This window comes from Burkholderia sp. D-99, assembly GCF_011605345.1.
Taxonomy (GTDB): Bacteria; Pseudomonadota; Gammaproteobacteria; order Burkholderiales; family Burkholderiaceae; genus Burkholderia.
In genome coordinates, this window is sequence record NZ_JAAOXM010000001.1 from 640,528 (window position 1) to 659,784 (window position 19,257).

General features: G+C 68.3%; 14 protein-coding genes. 10 read left to right on the forward strand and 4 right to left on the reverse strand.

Features of this window, described 5'->3' with window-relative positions; all coding sequences use genetic code 11:
- Positions 1 to 270 precede the first annotated feature (270 nt).
- From HAV18_RS02860 to HAV18_RS02870, 3 genes are all read right to left on the reverse strand, one after another.
- Positions 271 to 849: a hypothetical protein gene (locus tag HAV18_RS02860; protein ID WP_166952485.1), complete on the reverse strand. Its 579-nt coding sequence runs from the start codon at positions 847 to 849 to the stop codon at positions 271 to 273.
- A 42-nt stretch (positions 850 to 891) separates the two neighbouring features.
- Complete coding sequence (locus HAV18_RS02865; RefSeq protein ID WP_166952487.1) at positions 892 to 1,347, reverse strand: VOC family protein; 456 nt, start codon at positions 1,345 to 1,347, stop codon at positions 892 to 894.
- A 254-nt stretch (positions 1,348 to 1,601) separates the two neighbouring features.
- Positions 1,602 to 2,603 (reverse strand): GlxA family transcriptional regulator, encoded by a 1,002-nt coding sequence (locus HAV18_RS02870; protein WP_166952490.1) that lies wholly within the window; start codon positions 2,601 to 2,603, stop codon positions 1,602 to 1,604.
- Positions 2,604 to 2,948: 345 nt separating this feature from the next.
- On the opposite strand from HAV18_RS02870, the gene HAV18_RS02875 reads away from it, so the two are divergent.
- The 10 genes from HAV18_RS02875 to HAV18_RS02920 all read left to right on the forward strand — a co-directional run bounded on the left by HAV18_RS02875 (position 2,949) and on the right by HAV18_RS02920 (position 18,621).
- The gene (locus tag HAV18_RS02875; protein ID WP_166952492.1) at positions 2,949 to 3,923 is read left to right on the forward strand and encodes a nitronate monooxygenase family protein; all 975 of its coding nucleotides are present in this window, start codon (positions 2,949 to 2,951) and stop codon (positions 3,921 to 3,923) included.
- A gap of 742 nt (positions 3,924 to 4,665) precedes the next feature.
- Positions 4,666 to 5,772: an AAA family ATPase gene (locus HAV18_RS02880; protein WP_166952495.1), complete on the forward strand. Its 1,107-nt coding sequence runs from the start codon at positions 4,666 to 4,668 to the stop codon at positions 5,770 to 5,772.
- An 8-nt stretch (positions 5,773 to 5,780) separates the two neighbouring features.
- Complete coding sequence (locus HAV18_RS02885) at positions 5,781 to 5,951, forward strand: hypothetical protein (RefSeq protein WP_166952498.1); 171 nt, start codon at positions 5,781 to 5,783, stop codon at positions 5,949 to 5,951.
- A gap of 10 nt (positions 5,952 to 5,961) precedes the next feature.
- On the forward strand, positions 5,962 to 8,457 hold the full coding sequence (locus HAV18_RS02890; RefSeq protein ID WP_166952501.1) for a DUF5682 family protein: 2,496 nt from the start codon (positions 5,962 to 5,964) through the stop codon (positions 8,455 to 8,457).
- Between the two features lie 103 nt (positions 8,458 to 8,560).
- Entirely contained in the window at positions 8,561 to 9,685 is a 1,125-nt protein-coding gene (locus HAV18_RS02895; RefSeq protein WP_166952503.1) for a VWA domain-containing protein, read from the forward strand.
- Entirely contained in the window at positions 9,682 to 11,928 is a 2,247-nt protein-coding gene (locus HAV18_RS02900; RefSeq protein ID WP_166952506.1) for an SWIM zinc finger family protein, read from the forward strand. Before HAV18_RS02895 ends, HAV18_RS02900 begins: the two co-directional genes overlap by 4 nt.
- Positions 11,929 to 12,093: 165 nt before the next feature.
- Positions 12,094 to 16,350 carry a WGR and DUF4132 domain-containing protein gene (locus HAV18_RS02905; RefSeq protein WP_166952509.1) on the forward strand — a complete coding sequence of 1,419 codons (4,257 nt, stop codon included), beginning with the start codon at positions 12,094 to 12,096 and terminating at the stop codon, positions 16,348 to 16,350.
- A gap of 31 nt (positions 16,351 to 16,381) precedes the next feature.
- Positions 16,382 to 17,128, forward strand: a complete 747-nt coding sequence (locus HAV18_RS39780; RefSeq protein WP_243771528.1) for a lysozyme inhibitor LprI family protein — start codon at positions 16,382 to 16,384, stop codon at positions 17,126 to 17,128.
- Between the two features lie 88 nt (positions 17,129 to 17,216).
- Positions 17,217 to 18,266 (forward strand): hypothetical protein, encoded by a 1,050-nt coding sequence (locus tag HAV18_RS02915; protein WP_166952512.1) that lies wholly within the window; start codon positions 17,217 to 17,219, stop codon positions 18,264 to 18,266.
- 187 nt (positions 18,267 to 18,453) lie between these two features.
- The gene (locus tag HAV18_RS02920) at positions 18,454 to 18,621 is read left to right on the forward strand and encodes a hypothetical protein (protein WP_166952515.1); all 168 of its coding nucleotides are present in this window, start codon (positions 18,454 to 18,456) and stop codon (positions 18,619 to 18,621) included.
- Between the two features lie 90 nt (positions 18,622 to 18,711).
- On the opposite strand, the gene HAV18_RS02925 is transcribed toward HAV18_RS02920, so the two are convergent.
- Positions 18,712 to 19,173 carry a RidA family protein gene (locus tag HAV18_RS02925; RefSeq protein ID WP_208101661.1) on the reverse strand — a complete coding sequence of 154 codons (462 nt, stop codon included), beginning with the start codon at positions 19,171 to 19,173 and terminating at the stop codon, positions 18,712 to 18,714.
- Between the last annotated feature and the right edge of the window lie 84 nt (positions 19,174 to 19,257).

Below are 19,257 nucleotides of genomic sequence, written 5' to 3' on the forward strand. Positions count from 1 at the left end.
ATGCAAAGGAGTTTTTATCGTTTTCCCGGCGCGGCGGCCGGTGGATCGAGCGGCCATTATTGGAGATCGTGCGGCGGTCGATTAAGGCGTTGCACAGGAAAGGTCCTCTGCGAAATCGCGTGGAATCGCAGTGGGACGAAGACGGGAAGCGTGCGGTGCGGCGGAAAGTGCGTCGCCGGGGTTGCGATGCGTTCGAGGGCTCGAGGGGGAGGTCGGGTGAGTCAGTTGGCCGTCGCGTGCTCGTTCGTCGAGCGATGGACGGCGGGCAGGTTAGCGGCGGGCAACCGGCAGCGCGGTTTCGACGCCACCGCTGCGATACGCGGCACGGACGGCGGTCACCTTGGCTTCGAGTGCTTCCGGTGAGAGGCTGGGCCGCAAGCGGACCGCGACGCGCGGCAACGCAGCAAGCTGATCGCGCAGGCGCACGACCGACTGGCAGCCATGAAATGCCGACGACCGCGCATCGGGGCCGGACGCGGCGTCGGCAAGCTCGGCCGTCCACTCGACGCCGCGGTGGCGCCTGACTTCGTCGAGGTGCGGCAGATGGCGCGCGTCGCCCGATAACGCGATCAACAGCGCGGCCCAGTGCGCGCCGCGCCATCCATGGTTCATGTCGCGCGTGAGGTCGGCCAGCAGCGCGTCGTCGAGCACGGACAGGCTTTGCTGGCACAGGTAGTGGAAATCGAGCGGTTGGTAGCGGAGCTGCGGATAGTCGCGCAACACATGCCCGAGTTCGGCGCCGGTCTCGACAGCAGCGGCCAGGAACTGTCCGGCCGGAGCCGGGCGGTTCAGCAGCAGCGTCGGTACGCTCCGGTAGAGCCGGTGGATGTCGTCGGGGTGATAGTGCATCGCGAATGTCGGGATGATCGATCGGTGCGCGCGGCGCGCCGGTCAGGTTTTCTGCTGATCGCCGGACAGCAGCGCCGTATAACGCCGCTGCATTTCGTCGGGGTCGACCGCTTCGATCGTATGCCCGATCAGCCAATCGTAACCGAACGGGTCGCGAATCTTGCCGGCGCGCTCGCCGTGGAACTCGTCCTGGATCGGGCGGGTCAGCTGCGCGCCGGCCGCGACCGCTGCGGCGATGGTCGCGTCCGCGTCGTCGACGTGCAGGTGAAGCAGCATCGGCGCCTTGCCATCGGGATCGGGGGCAGGGAGATCGTATTCGGGGAACGCGTCGGAGATCATCAGCGTGCACGGGCCGAGCTGCAGTTCCGCGTGGCCGATGCGCCCCGACGGTTCGACGAGACGGAATTTCTCCCGCGCGCCGAACGCCTTCGCATAGAACGCAATGGCGTCGTCCGCGCGCAGGGCGCGCAAATAGGGAAAGACTTCGCGAATCGCCATGGTGCCCTCCGGTGGGTGGTGGGGGTGTCGCTCGATCCTGTCGGGCATCGCAGGCCCGGTCTTGAAGACAATTATCCGCCGTGCCTGACGGCGGTATCCGGCTGCGTGTGACGGCGCTGCGTGATGGCTGCGTTGTGCCGAACCCCGATCCGGTGCGACTGGCTGGATTCGGCCGACCGGGTCGACGTTTCAGCTCATATGCGACCGCTTCCGGATACCTGTCGCTGAGCGTTGTGCCGGCCGGGGTTGTCAGGTCAGGTGGTTTGCGAATCCCCTGTCGGTCGAAAACGATCACGGTATGCGCCGGGGCTGAGTCCGACCTTGTCCTTGAACAGTCGGCAGAACGAGCTCGTATCGCTGTATCCCACCTGGGCCGTAATCCGCTCGAGGCTGAGATCGCCTGCCTCCAGCAAACCGCGCGCGGCTTCGATGCGCAGGCTCTGCAAATACCGCAAGGGCGGCTGATCCAGCGCTGCGTGGAATCGGCGGATGATCGTGCGCTCGCTCACGCCAAGCTCTTGCGCCATCTCCGACATCTTCACGTCCTTCGTCATGTTCTTCTGCAGCCAATGCTGCGCGCGGTGAACCAGCGAGTCGGCGTGTTCCTTGTCCGCCAGCAACGGGAGATACGGCAATTGCTTCGTCTGGCTGACGTCGATCAGCATCGTCTTGGCGCACTGCGCGGCGATGACTGCCCCGGCGAAGCGCTCGATGACATGGATTGTCTGCAGCAGGTAGGACGCCGACGCCCCGGCACAGATCAGGCGGTCGGCTTCGGTGACGACGGGTTCCAGCTGAAGGTCGACGCGGGGAAACCGGCTGCGGAACTGATCGGCCAGCCACCACGTGGTCGTCGCGGGCCGTTCGTCCAGGAGGCCGGTTTTGGCCAGTATGAAAGTGCCGGTGCAGTTTGCCGCAAGGTAGGCCCCCGCGTTCCATTGCGAAACCAGCCAGTCGCATGCGGCGGACTGTCGTGCCAGCAACCGGTCGAAGGCCTTGCCGCTTGCGTAGTGCGCGCTGGGAATGAAAACCAGGTCGAACTTCTCGCGCGGCCGGATCGGCTCCGTGTTCAGTTGCAACCCGTTGCTCGCCATGACGGGTTCCCCCTTCGGAGAAACGAACCGCCATTCGAACTGCGCAATTGCATCGCCTCTTTGTCGCCGCAAGTGCGAGTTCGCGATCTGAAGGATGTCGGCGAACCCTCCCAGGCTGGAAGCGTAGCAATCGTCATACGCAAGGATGGCGGCGCGGGGCATGGTGTGTCGGATATCGCATTCGATGTGTCAGTTTCGCCAATGTACGGCAATTCGAACCCGGGGGAAACTGTCCATGTCCACTTGGCCTACCTCGCGCCAGCCGCCGGGTGGCGACAGAATCGCCCACGCGGCCGGCAGCGCAGGGGAGGCGACGTCGTGTGCTGTCCGGGCCGTGCGAACGCAAATGCGGTCGCCCTTGGGTAGCGCTAGTCGCCCCCGTTGCCTGGCAGCATGGATTTCCATCGGCTTCGCAGCGGCAATTCGGCGCGCCGTGACGCGCGTCGTGGCCGCAAGGCGTTCCCTGCACGCGAAGGCGCTTTCGTCTCAACCTGAACCGCAAACATCATGAAAACCAGGATCACCGAACTCTTCGGCATCGAATATCCGATCATCCAGGGCGGCATGCACCACGTCGGGTACGCGGAGCTGGCGGCCGCAGTCTCCAACGCCGGTGGCCTCGGTATCATCACCGGCCTGACCCAGCGATCGCCGGCCGATCTGGCTGCCGAAATCCGGCGTTGCCGCGAGATGACCGACAAGCCGTTCGGCGTGAACCTCACTTTCCTGCCGACAGTCACGTCCCCCGACTATCCCGGCTATATCCGGGCCATCGTCGAAGGCGGGGTCAAGGTCGTCGAAACGGCCGGCAACAACCCGCAGCCCTACCTGGCGGCGCTCAAGGAGGCGCACATCAAGGTGATCCACAAGTGCACGTCGATTCGTCACGCGCTGAAGGCCGAGGCCATTGGCTGCGATGCGGTCAGCGTGGACGGATTCGAATGCGGTGGCCATCCGGGCGAGGACGACATTCCGAACTTCATCCTGCTGCCACGTGCTGCCGAGGAGCTCAGGATTCCGTTCGTGGCCTCCGGCGGCATGGCTGACGGCCGGTCGCTGGTTGCGGCACTTTCGCTCGGCGCGGATGGCGTCAACATGGGGACGCGATTCATTGCCACCCGCGAGGCGCCGGTGCACGAGAACGTGAAGCAGGCGCTGATCGCGGCGACCGAACTGGATACGCGCCTGGTCATGCGCCCGTTGCGCAATACCGAACGTGTGCTGCGCAATGCCGCGGTCGATCGCATCCTCGAAAAGGAAAGCCGGCTCGGCGCCGGCATCCGGTTCGACGATATCGTCGAAGAGGTCGCCGGCGTGTATCCGCGCATCATGAAGGAGGGCGCGCTCGACGCGGGAGCATGGTCGTGCGGTCTGGTCGTCGGCCTGATCCGCGATATCCCGACCGTGAAGGAACTCGTCGAGCGCATCGTGAGCGAGGCGACGGAGATCATCCGCAGCCGGCTGGCAGGTATCGCGGTCTGATATCGCGGTCTGGTCCGGATTGGCGACACGGGATGCCGCCGGCCCGTGCCGATGAATCTTCGCCGGCGTGATGCCGGCGAAGATTCGCGCGGGATGCTGTCGGCGAGGACGAACCGGGTGAACAGGGCGACCGCGGTGATGGTCGAAAGCGCGGGGTTGGTAGTCACTGTGTCCAGTCTGTCGCGTCGTCGGTTCTAGTCGCCTGACGGCGCGACCCGACTCGAGCACCATGTCTGTCATGACCTGAATCACTTCGGGATGACCGAGTGCTCATGTGTTCCATGAATTCTCCTTGTCGGATCGGGCACTTCGGGTTGCCCGATTCCGCTTTTTCCACAGGCATACTCACCTGCTCCTCGTCTGGCTTGGCCGGACACCATCCGGATTCCGGCCCGGCCGACGCCACAGTGGCGTCGCACGCGCAGCGTGCGGCCCGGTGCGGTTTCCATCAGGCTCGACCCGTCGCAAACCGGCGCCAGCTCCCGCGACCGAGCCGCGATTCCGACCCAACCGACCCGACAGCGGCGTCGCACGCGCAGTGTGCGGTTGCGCGTTGCGCAACGTAAGCCCGGTGCGGTTTCTCTCAGGCTCGACCCGTCGCAATCCAGCGCCCGCTCCGGTGATCGAACCGCGCGATGACAAAAACCGTCATCGCCGGATCGTGATCTCGCGCGCAGCGATATAATTCGCGCTCCGAGGGCATTCGAGCCCGACCGCGAATACAAGACAAGAAGAAGCAGACATGGCTCCGTCTCAACCGCATGCATTGCAGCGTCCGCCCGCTGAAGTCCTGTATGCCGATCAGCTCGCGGAGCTGAAGGCGCAGGATGGCGGCCAACCACGCCCGCCGGGCTGGCAACTGAGCCTGACGGCCGCCCGCGCATTCATCGCCGGCGATCGCTCGCTCGGCATCGCGCCGAAGGTGGTCGCGCCGATCGCGAGCATCGAGCGCATGCTCGTCACGCTCGCCACCGGCCGCGGGCTGATGCTGGTCGGCGAGCCGGGCACCGCGAAATCGATGCTGTCCGAGCTGCTGGCGGCCGCGATCAGCGGCACGTCGACGCTGACGATCCAGGGCGGCGCGTCGATCACCGAAGACCAGATCAAGTACGGCTGGAACTATGCGTTGCTGATCAACGAAGGGCCGAGCCCGCGCGCGCTCGTGCCCGCGCCGCTGTACCAGGGCATGCACGACGGCCGGATCGTGCGCTTCGAGGAAATCACGCGTGCGCCGCTGGAAGTGCAGGACTGCCTGCTCGGCATGCTGTCCGATCGCGTGATGGCGGTGCCCGAACTGCACGGCGAACACGGGATGCTGTACGCGCGCGAGGGCTTCAACATCATCGCGACCGCGAACACACGCGACCGTGGCGTGAACGAGATGAGCGCGGCGCTCAAGCGGCGCTTCGATTTCGAAACCGTGTTTCCGATTCTCGATTTCGACAGCGAACTCGCGCTCGTGCGCGAAGCCAGCGCGCGCCTGCTGGCCGGCAGCGGCATTCCGGCAGCCGTGCCGCAGCCGGTGCTGGAACTGCTGGTCACCACGTTTCGCGATTTGCGCGGCGGGGCCGGCGATGCGGCGGGCAGCGACGGCGCGATGGACCGGCTGACGGCGGTGATGTCGACGGCCGAAGCGGTGAACGTCGCGCATGCGGTCGGCGTGCGTGCATGGTTTCTCGAGCAGCGCGAAGGGTCGCCGCAGGATCTCGTCGACTGCATCGCCGGCACCGTCGTCAAGGACAACGCCGACGATCGCGCGAAGCTGCGCCGCTACTTCGAACAGAAGGCTGCTCGGCGCGAAGGGGCGCACTGGCGCGCGTACTACGCGGCACGCCACCGCCTGCCGTGACGCGCGACATGAGTACGACCGATCACGGCGGCATGCCGCGGCCGGGGTGGGGTGCGCCCGATGCGTACCGTGTGCGCCGCGTGCGCGGCCGACACGGCGTGCATGGCGGACACGGCGACGAGGGCAGGTTGGGCGCCATCCCCGGTGCCGCCACCGCCGCATGCATCGACATCGACTGACACGCGCCGCATGCAGACCGTGACGCCCAGCCAACCACACATCATCGGCATCCGCCATCACAGCCCGGCCTGCTCGCGGCTGGTGGCCGAGCGCATCCGTGCGCGGCGGCCGCGCTACGTGCTGATCGAAGGGCCGGCCGATTTCAACGGCCGGCTCGACGAACTGTATCGTCCGCACCGCCTGCCGATCGCGATCTACAGCTATCTGTCCGGCGCTGCCGCGCATTACGGCTCGTGGACCCCGTTTGCCGAGCACTCGCCGGAATGGCAGGCATTGCAGGCGGGGCGCGAAGTCGGCGCGACGGTTCGGTTCATCGACCTGCCCGCGTGGCACGCGGCGTTCTCGCGGCTGGAGAACCGCTATGCCGATGTCGCGGACGCCGAACACGAGGCGCGCGCCGACGCCTATGAGCGCGCGCTGGCGGACACGCTTGCGGTGCAAGGCCGCGATGCACTGTGGGACCACCTGTTCGAGGACGTCGGCGATACGCCGGGCGCACTGGACGAACTCGCGGCGCGCCTGTCGACCTACTTCTCGCATCTGCGCGCCGACGATCCGGGCTCGCTCGGCAACCAGGCACGCGAACGGATGATGGCGCGCTGGATCGCGTGGGCCGTCGCCGAAGCCGACGGGCAGGCGGACGACGTACTGGTCGTCTGCGGCGGCTATCACGCGCCGGCGCTGGCGCGACTCTGGCACACGCTGCCGGCCGCGTTGCCCGATACGCCCGAACCCGGCTCGATCGACGGCCGTGCCGGCACCGTGCCGGACGAACACGCGGACGACTCCAGCGCGCGCGAGACGGCTTCGAATCCCGCCGACGAGGCCGCGCGCAGCGTCCGCTACGGTTCCTATCTCGTGCCTTACACGTTCAAGCGCCTCGACGCGTTCGCAGGCTACGCGTCGGGGATGCCTTCGCCGGCCTATTACCAGTGGGTCTGGGCTCACGGCGCGGAAGAGGCCGTGCGGCGCATGCTCGAGAACGTGATGCAGCGGCTGCGTGCACGCAAGCTGCCGGTATCGACGGCCGACCTGATTGCCGTGCACGTGCGGGCCGAAGGGCTGGCACGCTTGCGTGGCCATGCGCGGCCGCTGCGTTGCGACTGGCTCGACGCACTGGCCGGCGCGCTGGTGAAGGAGGCGCTTGACGCGCCGCTGCCGTGGACCTATCGCGGGCCGCTGCGGGCCGGCACCGATCCGGTGCTGGTCGAGGCGATGGATGCGCTGGCGGGCGACGTCGCGGGCGAACTCGCACCGGGCACGCCGCAACCGCCGCTCGTCGCCGCGGTGCGCGACGAACTGGCCGCGCTCGGTATCGTGCTGCACGGCACGCTGACGCTCGACCTGCTGACCGACCAGGGTCGTGCGCGCAGCCGCGTGCTGCACCGGCTGGCGCTGCTGCGCGTGCCGGGCATCGTGCGCCGCCAGGGCGCACAGCTGGCGATGTCGGGCGAGCGCGACGAGGTCTGGCAGCTCGGCGAGCCGCTCGAGCAGCAGGCGGCGCTGATCGAAGCCGGCGCGTGGGGCGCGACGCTGTCCGACGCGGCGCGCGCACGGCTCGAGGATGAATTGCGTGAGGCGGGCGGCCGCATCGCGCCGCTCGCGGATGGCCTGAACCGTGCCGCGTGGGCCGGGTTGGCAGCGCTGAGCACCGCGTTGCTGGACACGCTGCGCGATGCGGTCGCGCGCGAGCAGCGCTTCGAGGCGCTCGCACCGGCGCTCGGCAACCTGCATACGCTGCTGCGTCATGGCCATCTGCTCGGCATGAGCGATGCCCCGGTGTTGCGGATCGTCGTCGAGGCCGGTTTCGATCGCGCGCTATGGTTGCTGGAGCCGGCCGCCGCGCTGCCGCCGGCCGATCTCGATGCCCACGTGCACGGGTACGTCGCGCTGCGCCGGATCGTGGCCGACGTGCTGGCCGGTGTCGACGGTGTCGTTGGTGTCGCTCACACGCCGCTCGCGATCGAACCGTTGCGCGCGCTGGCCGTCTGGCGGCGCAAGGCGGCCGATACGGCGGCGGCGCCCGCGAGTCGCGGCGCGGCGCTCGGGGCGCTGTTAGGCCTTGCCGAGCAGGCCGGTGTCGACGACGGTCAACCCGTCGCCCGCATCGACGATGCGATGGCGCTGCTGCAGGCGATGCCGGCCGCCGCGCTCGGCGATGCGCTCGGCGGCTTGCTTGCGCTGGCGCGCGAGACGCTGGCGAGCGCGCCAGCCTTCGTCGCGGGCATGGATGCGACCGTGCGCGCGCTCGACGACACCGATTTCGTGTTCGCGCTGCCGGGGCTGCGCGGCGCGTTCGCGTGGCTACCGCCGCAAGAGCGCGGGCGGCTCGCAGACCAGGTGCTCACGCTGCACGACGCGACGCACCTGTCGCGTCGGGTACTGACGGAGCGGCACGCGGACGAAGCATCGCCCGAGGAGGCCGCGCACGCCGCGCGCATCGAGGCACAGGTGCTCGGCCGCCTGCGCCGCTGGGGGCTCACGCCCGACCCGGAGGCGTCGTGACGTGCCGATCGACGGGCCGCCGCGCGCCCGGCTTCTTCTTCCTTCACCACGACGATGTCGCGCCGTCTCGGCACGGCGCGGCGCGGTTTCCGCGAGTCTTGCCATGCCGCTGAACATTCCCGGTCCGCTCGAACGCTGGCGCCTGTTGCTCGGCGAACCGGCCGAAGCCGCGTGCGGCAAGCCGGGCGCCGACGCGCAGGCCGCCGATGCGGCACTCGAATGGCTGTACGGTCGCGACGACGATCGCGCGCAGCGTGGCGAGCGCGGTGCCGGCCTCGGGCCGTCCGCGCTGAGCACGCCGGACTGGATCAACACGATCCACACGCTGTTTCCGAAGGAGGTGATCGACCGGCTCGAACGCGATGCGGTCGAGCGCTTTGGCATCGACGAAGTCGTCACGAACCTCGACGTGCTGGAGCGGATCGAGCCGTCCGAATCGTTGCTGCGCGCCGTGCTGCACACGAAGCACCTGATGAATCCCGAGGTGCTGGCGGCCGCACGGCGGCTGGTTGCCGAGGTGGTCCGGCGCATCATGGAGCGGCTCGCGACCGAGGTGCGGCAGGCCTTCAGCGGTACGCGCGACCGCCGCCGGCGCTCGCGGATGAAGATCGCGCGCAATTTCGACTACACCCGCACGCTCGCCGCGAACCTGCGTCACTGGCATCCCGAGCGGCGCAAGCTGTATCTCAACACGCCGGTCTTCAACAGTCGCACGCGTCGCCACGTCGAGCCGTGGGACATCGTGCTGCTCGTCGACCAGAGCGGGTCGATGGTCAACTCGGTGATTCACAGCGCGGTGATGGCGGCATGCCTGTGGCAATTGCCGGGCATGCGCACGCGGCTCGTGGCGTTCGATACGTCGGTGGTCGACCTGACCGCCGACGTATCCGACCCGGTCGAGCTGTTGATGAAGGTCCAGCTCGGCGGCGGCACGGACATCGCGAAGGCCGTCGCGTATGCGCAATCCCGCGTCGCGAATCCCGCACGCACGATCATCGTGCTGGTCAGCGATTTCTATGAAGGCGGCAGCGGCTACGAGCTCGTGCGCCGCGTGAAGGCGCTGGCCGAGAGCGGCGCGCGCGTGCTCGGGCTGGCCGCGCTCGATTCGGCAGCCGAGCCCGCCTACGACCGCGAGATGGCCGCGCGGCTCGTGAACGCCGGTGCGCAAGTCGGCGCGATGACGCCCGGGCAACTGGCCGCGTGGCTCGCCGAGAAGGTGCAGGGATGAGCGCGCCGATCCGTGACGACCTGCTCGAACTGACGCCCGAAGCGCTGACGGCGCTCGCCAACGCCGGGTTCGTCAAGCGCGCACAGAAGGATGTCGCAGCCGGCGCGGTGCCGGCGCTGGCCGTCGACGGCGACGGTACGGTGCACGCATCGTTCGACGACGGCGTGCGTACCAGCCTGCCGCCGGGTCGGACCTTGCGCGACGCGACGTGCAACTGCACCGCGAGCGGCATGTGCCGGCATCGCGTGATGCTGGTGCTTGCCTACCAGGCGGGCAGGCAGGCGAACGAAGCGGCTGATGCGGCTGATCCGGGCGATGTGCGTGCAGGCGAAGACGGCAAGACGGGGCAGGCCGATACGCGCGGTGAAACGCTCTGCAATCCCGACGATGTGGCGAACGGCGAGACGCGCGACGGTTCGTGCGATGCACCGCCGGATAACGACGCGAACGTGACGTCGTCCGCGGATCGCACATGGAGCCCTGCCGATTTCGACGACGCCGCGCTGGCGGCGAGCTTCGCGCCGTCCGTGCTCGAACAGGCCGCGCGCATGGCGGCCTCCCGGCCCGTCGTGGCCGTGCAGCCGGGGGCCGGCGCGCAGTCGTCGCCGGTTGCACGCCTGCCGATGTGCACCGTGCGGTTCTTCTCGCGCCGCTCGCTCGCGCATGCGCGTTGTGACTGCCGGCAGGGCAGCGGCTGCGCGCACGTCGTGGTGGCCGTCTGGGCATTCCGCCAGGCCGGTGTACCGGCCGACGGCGGATCGGAGACGATCGTCGAGGTGCGCCCGCCGGCCGGCGACGCAGGCGAGAGTGACGACGACCGGTCGCCGTTGCGCGACGACGCGGCGCACGCGTTGATCGCCGACCTCGACAGGCTGATACACGCGCTGTGGCTGGACGGTTCGAGCCAGCCGCCGATCGCGCTGGCCGCGCGCGTGGAGTCGCTGCGTGGCCGCCTGCGCGAGCGCGGCTGGCAGTGGGTCGACGACGCGCTCGACGAAGCGTGGCAGCTCGTGCATGCGCAGCACGCACGCAGCAGCCGTTTCGAGCCGCTGCGGCTCGTGCGTGTGCTGGCCGAACTGTGGGCGCGCCTGCGCGCGGCGATATCCGCCGCGACGCAGCGCGAGGGGGCCGCCGTGCCGGCCCGCCAGATGCTCGGCATCGGCGTGAAGGGCGAGGTCGAGCTCGATCATCTGCGGCTGGTGTCGCTCGGCGTCGAGCTGTGGGCCGACGAAGCGGAAGAGGGGGCGAGCGTGCTGTTCGCCGATCCCGACACGCAGACCGTGATGGTGCTGACGCGAAACTGGCCGCGTGCCGCCGACGTCGCGGCCGGCGGCCGTGCACCGGATCTGGCAGGCCGCCGTGTGGCAGGTTTTCCGTTGCGGCAGATCGCCGCCGGGCAAGTTGTCACGAAGGCCGCCAAGCGGCGCGCCAACGGTGCGGTCGACATGGCGGCCGGCGTACGGCAGACAGGCGTGCTGCCGCTGTCACCGACATCCTGGGACGATCTCGTCGCGCCGATCCGCCAGCCGGGCATCGCGGCGCTCGTCGCGCACCTGCGTGACGCGTTGCCCGACTTCGTGCGGCCAAGACAGGCGGCGAACGGCGCGGCAGCCGGCGCGGCCGGGTCGCTGCACGTCGTTGCGTTCGAGCCCATGGTCGTGCGGTCGGTCCGTTGGGATGCGGCCGCCCAGGTGCTGCACGCGCGGCTTGCACAGGGGGAAGCCGGGACGGCCGACGCGGACGGCGACGATGCGCTGCACCTCGCGCTGCCGCATCGCGCCGTGGCGCCCGGTGCGATCGATGCGCTGGCGCGCGCGCTGTCCGGCGAATGGGGCGCGTTGCGTGCGCTGGCGGGCACCGTGCGCCTGCATGCGGGCACGGCCGTGATGCGGCCGCTGGCCGTGTTGACCGCACAGCGCGCCGTCGTGCTGCAGACCGAAGCGGCGCCGCCGCAACTGCTGCCGCTGGCCGGCGGGCGCGAGCCGGTGCCCGCGCTGGTCGCGCTCGCGGAGGACACGCTGGCGCTGCTGGCCGAGTGGCTGCGACAGGGCATGCGCCATCAGGGCGGCGGCGCGATCGAGCGTGCGCTGGCGCAGGCCACGCGGCTTGAGCGGGCCGGCCTCGCACACGCGGGCCGGTTGCTGCGCGCGCTGACCGACGGCCTGCGCGGTGCACAATCGGCGTCGGTACTGGCGCAACTGGGTTCGCTGACGTTGCTGCTGCTGGGCATCGTCGAGCGATGACGGCATGACCGTCGACCGGGCGAGCAGGCAGCGCCCGACACCGCGAGTCGTGCAGGCTGCACGGGCCACGGGGTGAATGAACGAGAGGGCGTCGTGGCTGCCTGGCGGCCATGGCATGCGGACGCGGCATAGTGCTGCGTCGTCGATCCGAGTGAGAGGGAACGGATGCGTCGTTTTGAACTGATCGAAGGCAATTCCAGCAAGTTCTGGGAAGTGGAGCAGGACGGCTCCGGGCTCAATATCCGCTGGGGCCGCATCGGCACCGCGGGCCAGAGCCAGACGAAGTCGTTCGCGGACGAAGCGAAGGCGCGCGTCGCGCTCGACAAGCTCGTCAAGGAGAAGACCGGCAAGGGCTATGCCGAAGTCGCGGTGGCGGCCGGCGCCAGCATCGGCGCGACTGCCGCGAAGCCGCCGGCCGTCGCGTCGCCGGCGACCTCATCCGCTGCGCCGCAGGCGTCGACGGATGCAGAGTCGGCGGCGAGCGCGCAACCCGCAGCGGCGAAGGCCGAGAATGGTGCGCCGCTCACGCCGTCGGCCGGGCCGGCCGCATCGACGCCGCCTTTGACGGCCGCTGCCACCGTGCCCGTGCCGCCCGTCGCGGCCGAAGGTTTCGATGCCCAGTGCGAGCGTGTCTTCGAGGCCGTGCGCGCGCAGATCGCGAACGGCGACATGAAGCCCGGCGACACGTTGACGGTCGCCGTGATCAAGCGCCGCTACGATGTAGGCGACCGGGGCGCCGCGATGGCGTTCGACCTGCTCAAGTCGCGCCGCCTGCTGTATGGCTGGGGAACGTCGGCCAACGTGCTCGAGCACGCGCAGGCGGCTGCGGTGGCCCTCGGCGAGTGGGTAGCAACCGAGGCGGCCGCCGCGCCGGCGCCTGCCGCACCCGCAATCGTCGACACCGGCGCACCGCCGTGGCTGATGCAAGGCGATCCCGTGCGGCTGTCGCCGCAGATCCAGCGCGATGCGTATGCGTCGCGCCGTTTTCCCGTCGCGGTGACCGTGCTCGACGTGCGCGCTGCGTGGCTGAAGATCGAAGGCAAGAACGGTTACTCGGTCGACATCGGCGCGACCGATGCGGCGCTGCGCCCGGCCGTGCAGCGGATGCTCGACCGGCTGGCCGCGCGTACGCCGATCGCCGGGCCGGTGGCGGATGCGCAAGCCGACGCCGCGCTGTTCGCGCTGGCGATGCTCCTGGGCGACTCCCACGGCGAAACCACGATCGGCCGCCCGGTCGTCGACTACATGGTCGCGCAATACGGATTGACGGGCGCGATCGACGTGCTGTTCGACGCGTTGAAAATCCAGGTGCACGCCGACTACGACCGTCAGGCGCAGGGCCGCGTCCATCGTTTCTCTACGAATGTCGAAGGCCCGGTGCGCGGTAGCTGGCGCGGGCCGATCGTCGGCACCGAGGCGGCGCTGCGCGAGCATCTTGCCGCGGCGAGCGATACGGACTGGCAGGCCTGCGTCGACAGAATCGAGGCCGCGTTGCCGGCGCTGCACCCGACTCGCCAGCCCGTACCCGCACTACTGCTGCCCGATGCGCCGCACGTGTCGAATGCACTGGTGCGCCGGCTGGGCGCCGAGCGCGACGTGCCCGAGACGCTGCACTGGATGCTGCTGACCGCGACCGATCCCGATGCGATCGCGGTGGCCGCGAAGATCCGGCCGGATAGCTATGGCCATTCATTCTGGGGGATGTCGCGGCTGGTCGCGACCGTGCTGCGCGAGCGCGGCACGGCCGCGTTCGACGTGCTCGAACGCGGCGCCGGCGACGATGCGGCGGGCGACGCGCTCGCCGCGATCGGCACGCCCGACGCGGTGGCTGCGCTGGCGAAGGTCGCCAGTGCTTCGAAAGGCGCGCTCGCGCGCCTGTCGCTGTCGCTCGATCGCTGGCCGCTGGCGGGCATGGTCGCGCTGTCGCGACTCGTGGCCGCGGGCGGCAAGGACGCCGGGCTGCTGACCCCGAGCCTGACGCGCCTGTTGCGCGCGCATACGGTGCACGTCGACGGGCTGCGGCCGTGGCTCGACGCGCCGGCCCAGGCCGTGATCGACAAGCTTCTCGCGCTGCTGGCCGGCCCGGCCGACGTCGCATCGGCCGAGGAATTGCCGGGCGTGCTGGCGGCGCCACCGTGGCTCGCTGCACGGCAGAAAAAGGCGGCGGCGCTGACGCTGGAGCCGCTCGAACTGGCCGCAATCGAATGCTGGGACGAAGCGAAGCGCAACCAGGCGAAAACGCCCGACCAGTGGGAGGTGAAGCGACTCGCCGCGGCGGCGAAGGACACGATGACGCTGGTCGCCGGCCTCGGCTTCGACGCGCACAAAAAGTACTTCGGGCCGCTCGGCGAGGCTGCCGCGAAGGCGATCCGGCAAGGCGACGCGCCGGCGTTCGTCGCCGCATGGCGCGCGATGATCGACGAGCGCAAGCGCGAGCGGTACTTCTGGTACTCGCTGCGCGTCGAATACCTGACGCTGTTGCCGGCCGCGGTGGCCGTCGACATCTGGAACGCGGTGGCGGGCGAATACAGCACGGCGGGCGTGAACCTGCTGATGGCGACCTTCGGACTGCCCGCGTTGCCCGGCCTCATCGCAACCGTGCGCAACAAGCCGACCGAGAATTTCGGTTACGCGCTGAATTACGGCGCCGTCGAATGCGCGCCGATCGCGGCCCGCGCGTTCGTGAAGCTGAAGACCTTGCGCGACGACGGCCGTACTTGGTTGCTGAAGTTTCCGGAGCATGCGGCCAGCGGCCTGATCGCGCCGTCGCTCGGCAAGCCGGGCGAAGCGCGCGACTGCGCCGGCGCGGCGCTGCGTTTGCTGCAGGCGAACGGCCACGAGGCGTTGCTGATGGACGTCGCCGCGCGCTATGCCGACGACGCGGTGCCGCAGGCGGTGCGCGTCGTGCTCGACGAGAGCCCGCTCGACCGTTTCCCGACCAAGCGCAGCAAGCTGCCTGATTTCTGGCAGCCGCGCGGCTGGCGCCGGCCGGTGCTGAAGAACGGCAAGGCGCTGCCGGATGACGCGCTCGACCATCTCGGCCAGATGCTGACGTTCCCGACCAGCGAAGAGATCTACGGCGGCATCGACGTCGTGAAGGACGCGTGCACGGCCGAGTCGCTGTCCGATTTCGCGTGGGACTGCTTCAACGCATGGCTCGATGCCGGCGCGCCGGGCAAGGAGGGCTGGGCGCTCACCGCGTTGGGCCTGTTCGGCAACGACGACACCGCACGCAAGCTGACGCCGTTGATCCGCACGTGGCCCGGCGAATCGGCGCATGCACGCGCGGCAACCGGCCTCGACGTGCTGGCCTCGATCGGCAGTGACGTCGCGCTGATGCTGCTCAACGGCATTGCGCAGAAGGTCAAGTTCCGCGCGCTGCAGGACCGTGCGCGCGAGAAGATCGATGCGATCGCGGAAGCACGCGGGCTGTCGTCCGAGGAACTGGAGGACCGTCTCGCGCCGGATCTCGGGCTCGACGCACACGGCACGATGCTGCTCGACTTCGGCCCGCGCGCATTCCGGGTGGGCTTCGACGAGACACTCAAGCCGTATGTGCGCGAGACCGGCGCCGACGGCGTGGCCGGCGCGCGGCTTGCGGACCTGCCGAAGCCGAAGAAGACCGACGATCCCGTGAAGGGCAAGGAAGCGGTCGAGCGCTTCAAGCTGCTGAAGAAGGATGCACGCACCATCGCGAGCCAGCAGGTCGCGCGGCTCGAGGTGGCGATGTGCGGGCGCCGCCGCTGGACGCCCGAGGTGTTTCGCGCGTTTCTCGCCGAGCATCCGCTGGTGCGCCACCTGGTCCAGCGCCTCGTGTGGGGGGTGTACGAAGTCGACGATGGCGGCAACTTCGGCGGCACGCTGAAGGCCTGCTTCCGCGTGGCGGAAGACGGCACCGCGGCGACCGCCGACGACGACGCGTTCACGTTGCCGGAAGGCGCGACGATCCGCGTCGGGGTGCCGCATGCGCTGGAAATCGCGCCGGCCGATGCCGCCGCGTTCGGGCAGGTGTTCGCCGACTACGAGCTGCTGCAGCCGTTCGCGCAGCTCGGTCGCGACGTGTACCGGCTGACCGACGATGAGCGCGACGGGCGCAAGCTCGAGCGCTGGAAGGGCGTCAAGGTGCCGACCGGCCGCGTGCTCGGGCTCGTCAACAAGGGCTGGCGGCGCGGCCAGGTGGAGGATGCCGGCTGCATCTGGTATTTCACGAAGCCGCTCGGCGCAGGCAAGGTGATCGAGCTGTCGCTGGATCCGGGGATCTTCGTCGGTGCGGTCGACATGAATCCGGATCAGGAACTTGGCGTGTTGCAGGCCGGTGCGCCGTCGAACTGGGGCAGCATTCGCGAGCCTGATGCGCTGTCGACCCTCGACGAGATCTCGGCGAGCGAGTTGATCCGCGATCTGGAGGGGATGCGCGAGTAACGCGTGACCCTTCACCCTCATCGAATCCGACATGAAGACAACGATTACCCTCCGGATGCTGGCCCGCCTTGCACTCCTGCCGGCGTCCTTCTGGTTCGCCGGCGCCGTACACGCCGCCTCCTTCAATTGCCATCTGGCCAGACACCCGACGGAGCAAACGATATGCGCGGTCCCGGAGTTGTCGAAACTCGACGATCAGCTCGCGATCGCGTGGTCGCTTGCGCCGCAACGCGTTGACCGGTCGCACGGCGACTCCGGCCTCAATGAATTGAAGAGCTATCAGCGTGGCTGGCGAATCCAGCGGGACGCCTGCGGACAAGACGTCGACTGCCTGCGCACCAGCTATCTCCGGCGGCTGCAGCAGCTTTCCCAGACCAACCCCGACATCGTGCGCGACATCAACGACTTCCATTGGTCGCAAACCTGGACACTCCTGGAGATTTCGTCCAAGCCGTTGCCGCGCAACCGCGGCGGAATCATCATGATTCTTGTCAATCCGTATGCCGATGCAGCACGGCTGACATTCAACGCATCGTCATGGAACGGTGAAAACAGCGGACGGGAATACAAGGCCGACGCCGTCGTGCGGGCCGACGGCAAGGCATTCCACGTTGGCGCCGACGGCTGCCAGCTCGATTTCGCCATTCACGGCGCGCAGATGGAAGTCGAACAGCGCGGTCAGTGCGGGAACGTGCTCGGCCACGGCAGCGACGTGGATTTTCAGGGCACGTATATCGACGAGGAGCACGCGCCGAACAAAGGCTTCGAATTTGAATGACCGACTGAACCGCACGTCTTCAAGCCGCCCGACCGTCCGCCTCGGCCATGCCGATATCGCACATTCTTCCGTTCCTGCAGCGCCAACCATGACGCAACTGCCCCCTGAACTCCTTGCCGTCCTGCACCGGCCCGTACTCGACGAAGCCGATCTCTTCACGCTGGACGATTTCTTCGAACTGACCGAAGTCGACGCATTGCGTGCGCAGGCGCAGGACCGTACCCGCGCCGATGCCATCCTGCACGCTTGTGCGGCCGAGCTGCCGGTGCTGCATCCGAATCGTGCGGCGTTGCTGGCGTTGCTCGGTGGCGCGATCGTCGAGAGCGGGGCCGATCCGCGCATCCTGTTTCCGGCCGCGCTGGCGCGGCTTGGGGCGTGGCTGCCTGAACTTGCGCCGTATTGCGCAAGGGCAGTCGAGGATGACGACGATGAAGCCACCGACGACGAACGGCGCGACTGGCACGTGGCCCGGCAGCGGCTCGATGCACTCGACGGGCGACAGGGCCGGGAAGTCGACGCGCTGCGGGATGCGGTCGATACGCTCGTCCTGCCGCTGATGGCGATGCTGATGCGCGATCGCGACAATCACCGCGATCTTGTCGCCGACACTGCGCTGCAGGCGTTGCTGGACCGGATGGCCGACAACGACAGTTTGCCGTTCGAGCAGTTGCACTTTCTGTGCGCCGCGTCGGCATTGAGCTACGAACCGGAGTGCGTCGTCGTGCTGCCGGCTTCCGGCACGGGCTTCGTCGCCAGCGCGCATGCGGTCAATAACACGTTCCACGCGTTCACGCTGCTGCAGCGCCTGATCGGTGAGCATGCGCGGACGCTGCGCGTGGGCAAGCCGATCGCGCCGAGGAGCGGCGACGAAGAGCAGGACACCTCGGAGTTTCACTGGCTGCGGGGGCATGCGTACGCGAACGGCGTGCTGGTCGACAACCTGGCGCTCGCATGGGGCGAAGCGTCGTTGCGCAGCCACCGCAAGCACGGCAAATGCGTGCTGATCGCGCTGGAGACGGAAGAGGGTATCCGGAGGAGCTGGGACGGCTTCAACGGTGTGTGCCATCCGGCGCAGAACCCGTCTGTGACGCTGGTGCGTTTCCTGTCGCCGGAGGAAGTGGCGGCGTATCTGGTTTGACGCGTCGGGGCGAAATCGGCGTAGAGATCGCGGATGATCGACAGCCTCCGGACAGTGATGAAACGCACCATCGACCCGTGCGCAGATGCTGGGCAGGATCAGGGCGTTCATCAGTATCCTTGTGGAGCAGCGCAAGAAAATTGCGGATTCGGGTGCTTTGTAGTCTGCCGGAACTCGACTGGATGACGTGCAAGTCCGCGATGGCATCCTGAGCTTCGGCTCGGTCATGCTTTACGGTGGCCTGGCAGCATGGCTGCTGGCCGCCGTCAGTTTTGCGATCTTCGGCTCTGCCGGTTCACCCTCGAGAGCACTTGATGTGATTTGGAATCCTGATGATGACCGGGAGTTGAACTGACAGGCTTCGACGCGATCACGCTTCGATGCAGCAATCCATACTGCATTGAAGCGCTGCATCTTCACGCATTGCGTGCCGGCGTTGGGCGCTTCAGGTGTTGACAACCTTTGCCGCGGTCACGGTCACTTCGACCAGCCAGCCGGGCTCGACCAGCCGCACCACCTGGGCGCGCGTGCGAGTGGGCAAATTCGGCTGCGCCGCCGACCCGAAATGGTCGCGATAGACCGTGGAAAAAGCGTCGAAGTTCGGCATGTCGTCATTCGCCGGATCAGCGACGAACAGCGCCTGTACCGTGACGATATCGCCAAGTGCATACCCCTTGGCTTCCAGGATCTGCCGAATCTGGTCCAGTACGCTTCTTGTCTGCGTTTGCATGTCGCCGAAGTACTCGACCGTAAGCGGCCCGGCTTCCCGATTGCATGGCAATGCGCCGACGCCGCTCAACGTAATGGTTTTTGCACCCGCAGGAACTTCGATCGCCTCCGAGAATTCCCGAGCCCAGGATTCCTTGATGGACAGGGGCGTCGGGTGTCGCAAGATGGCATCGTTCATTTCAGGCTCCGGATTGGATCTCACGGTTTCAGGCAACGACAGTCATGTCGATCGTGTGCCGCATGCGTCAGCGACCGGCAACAG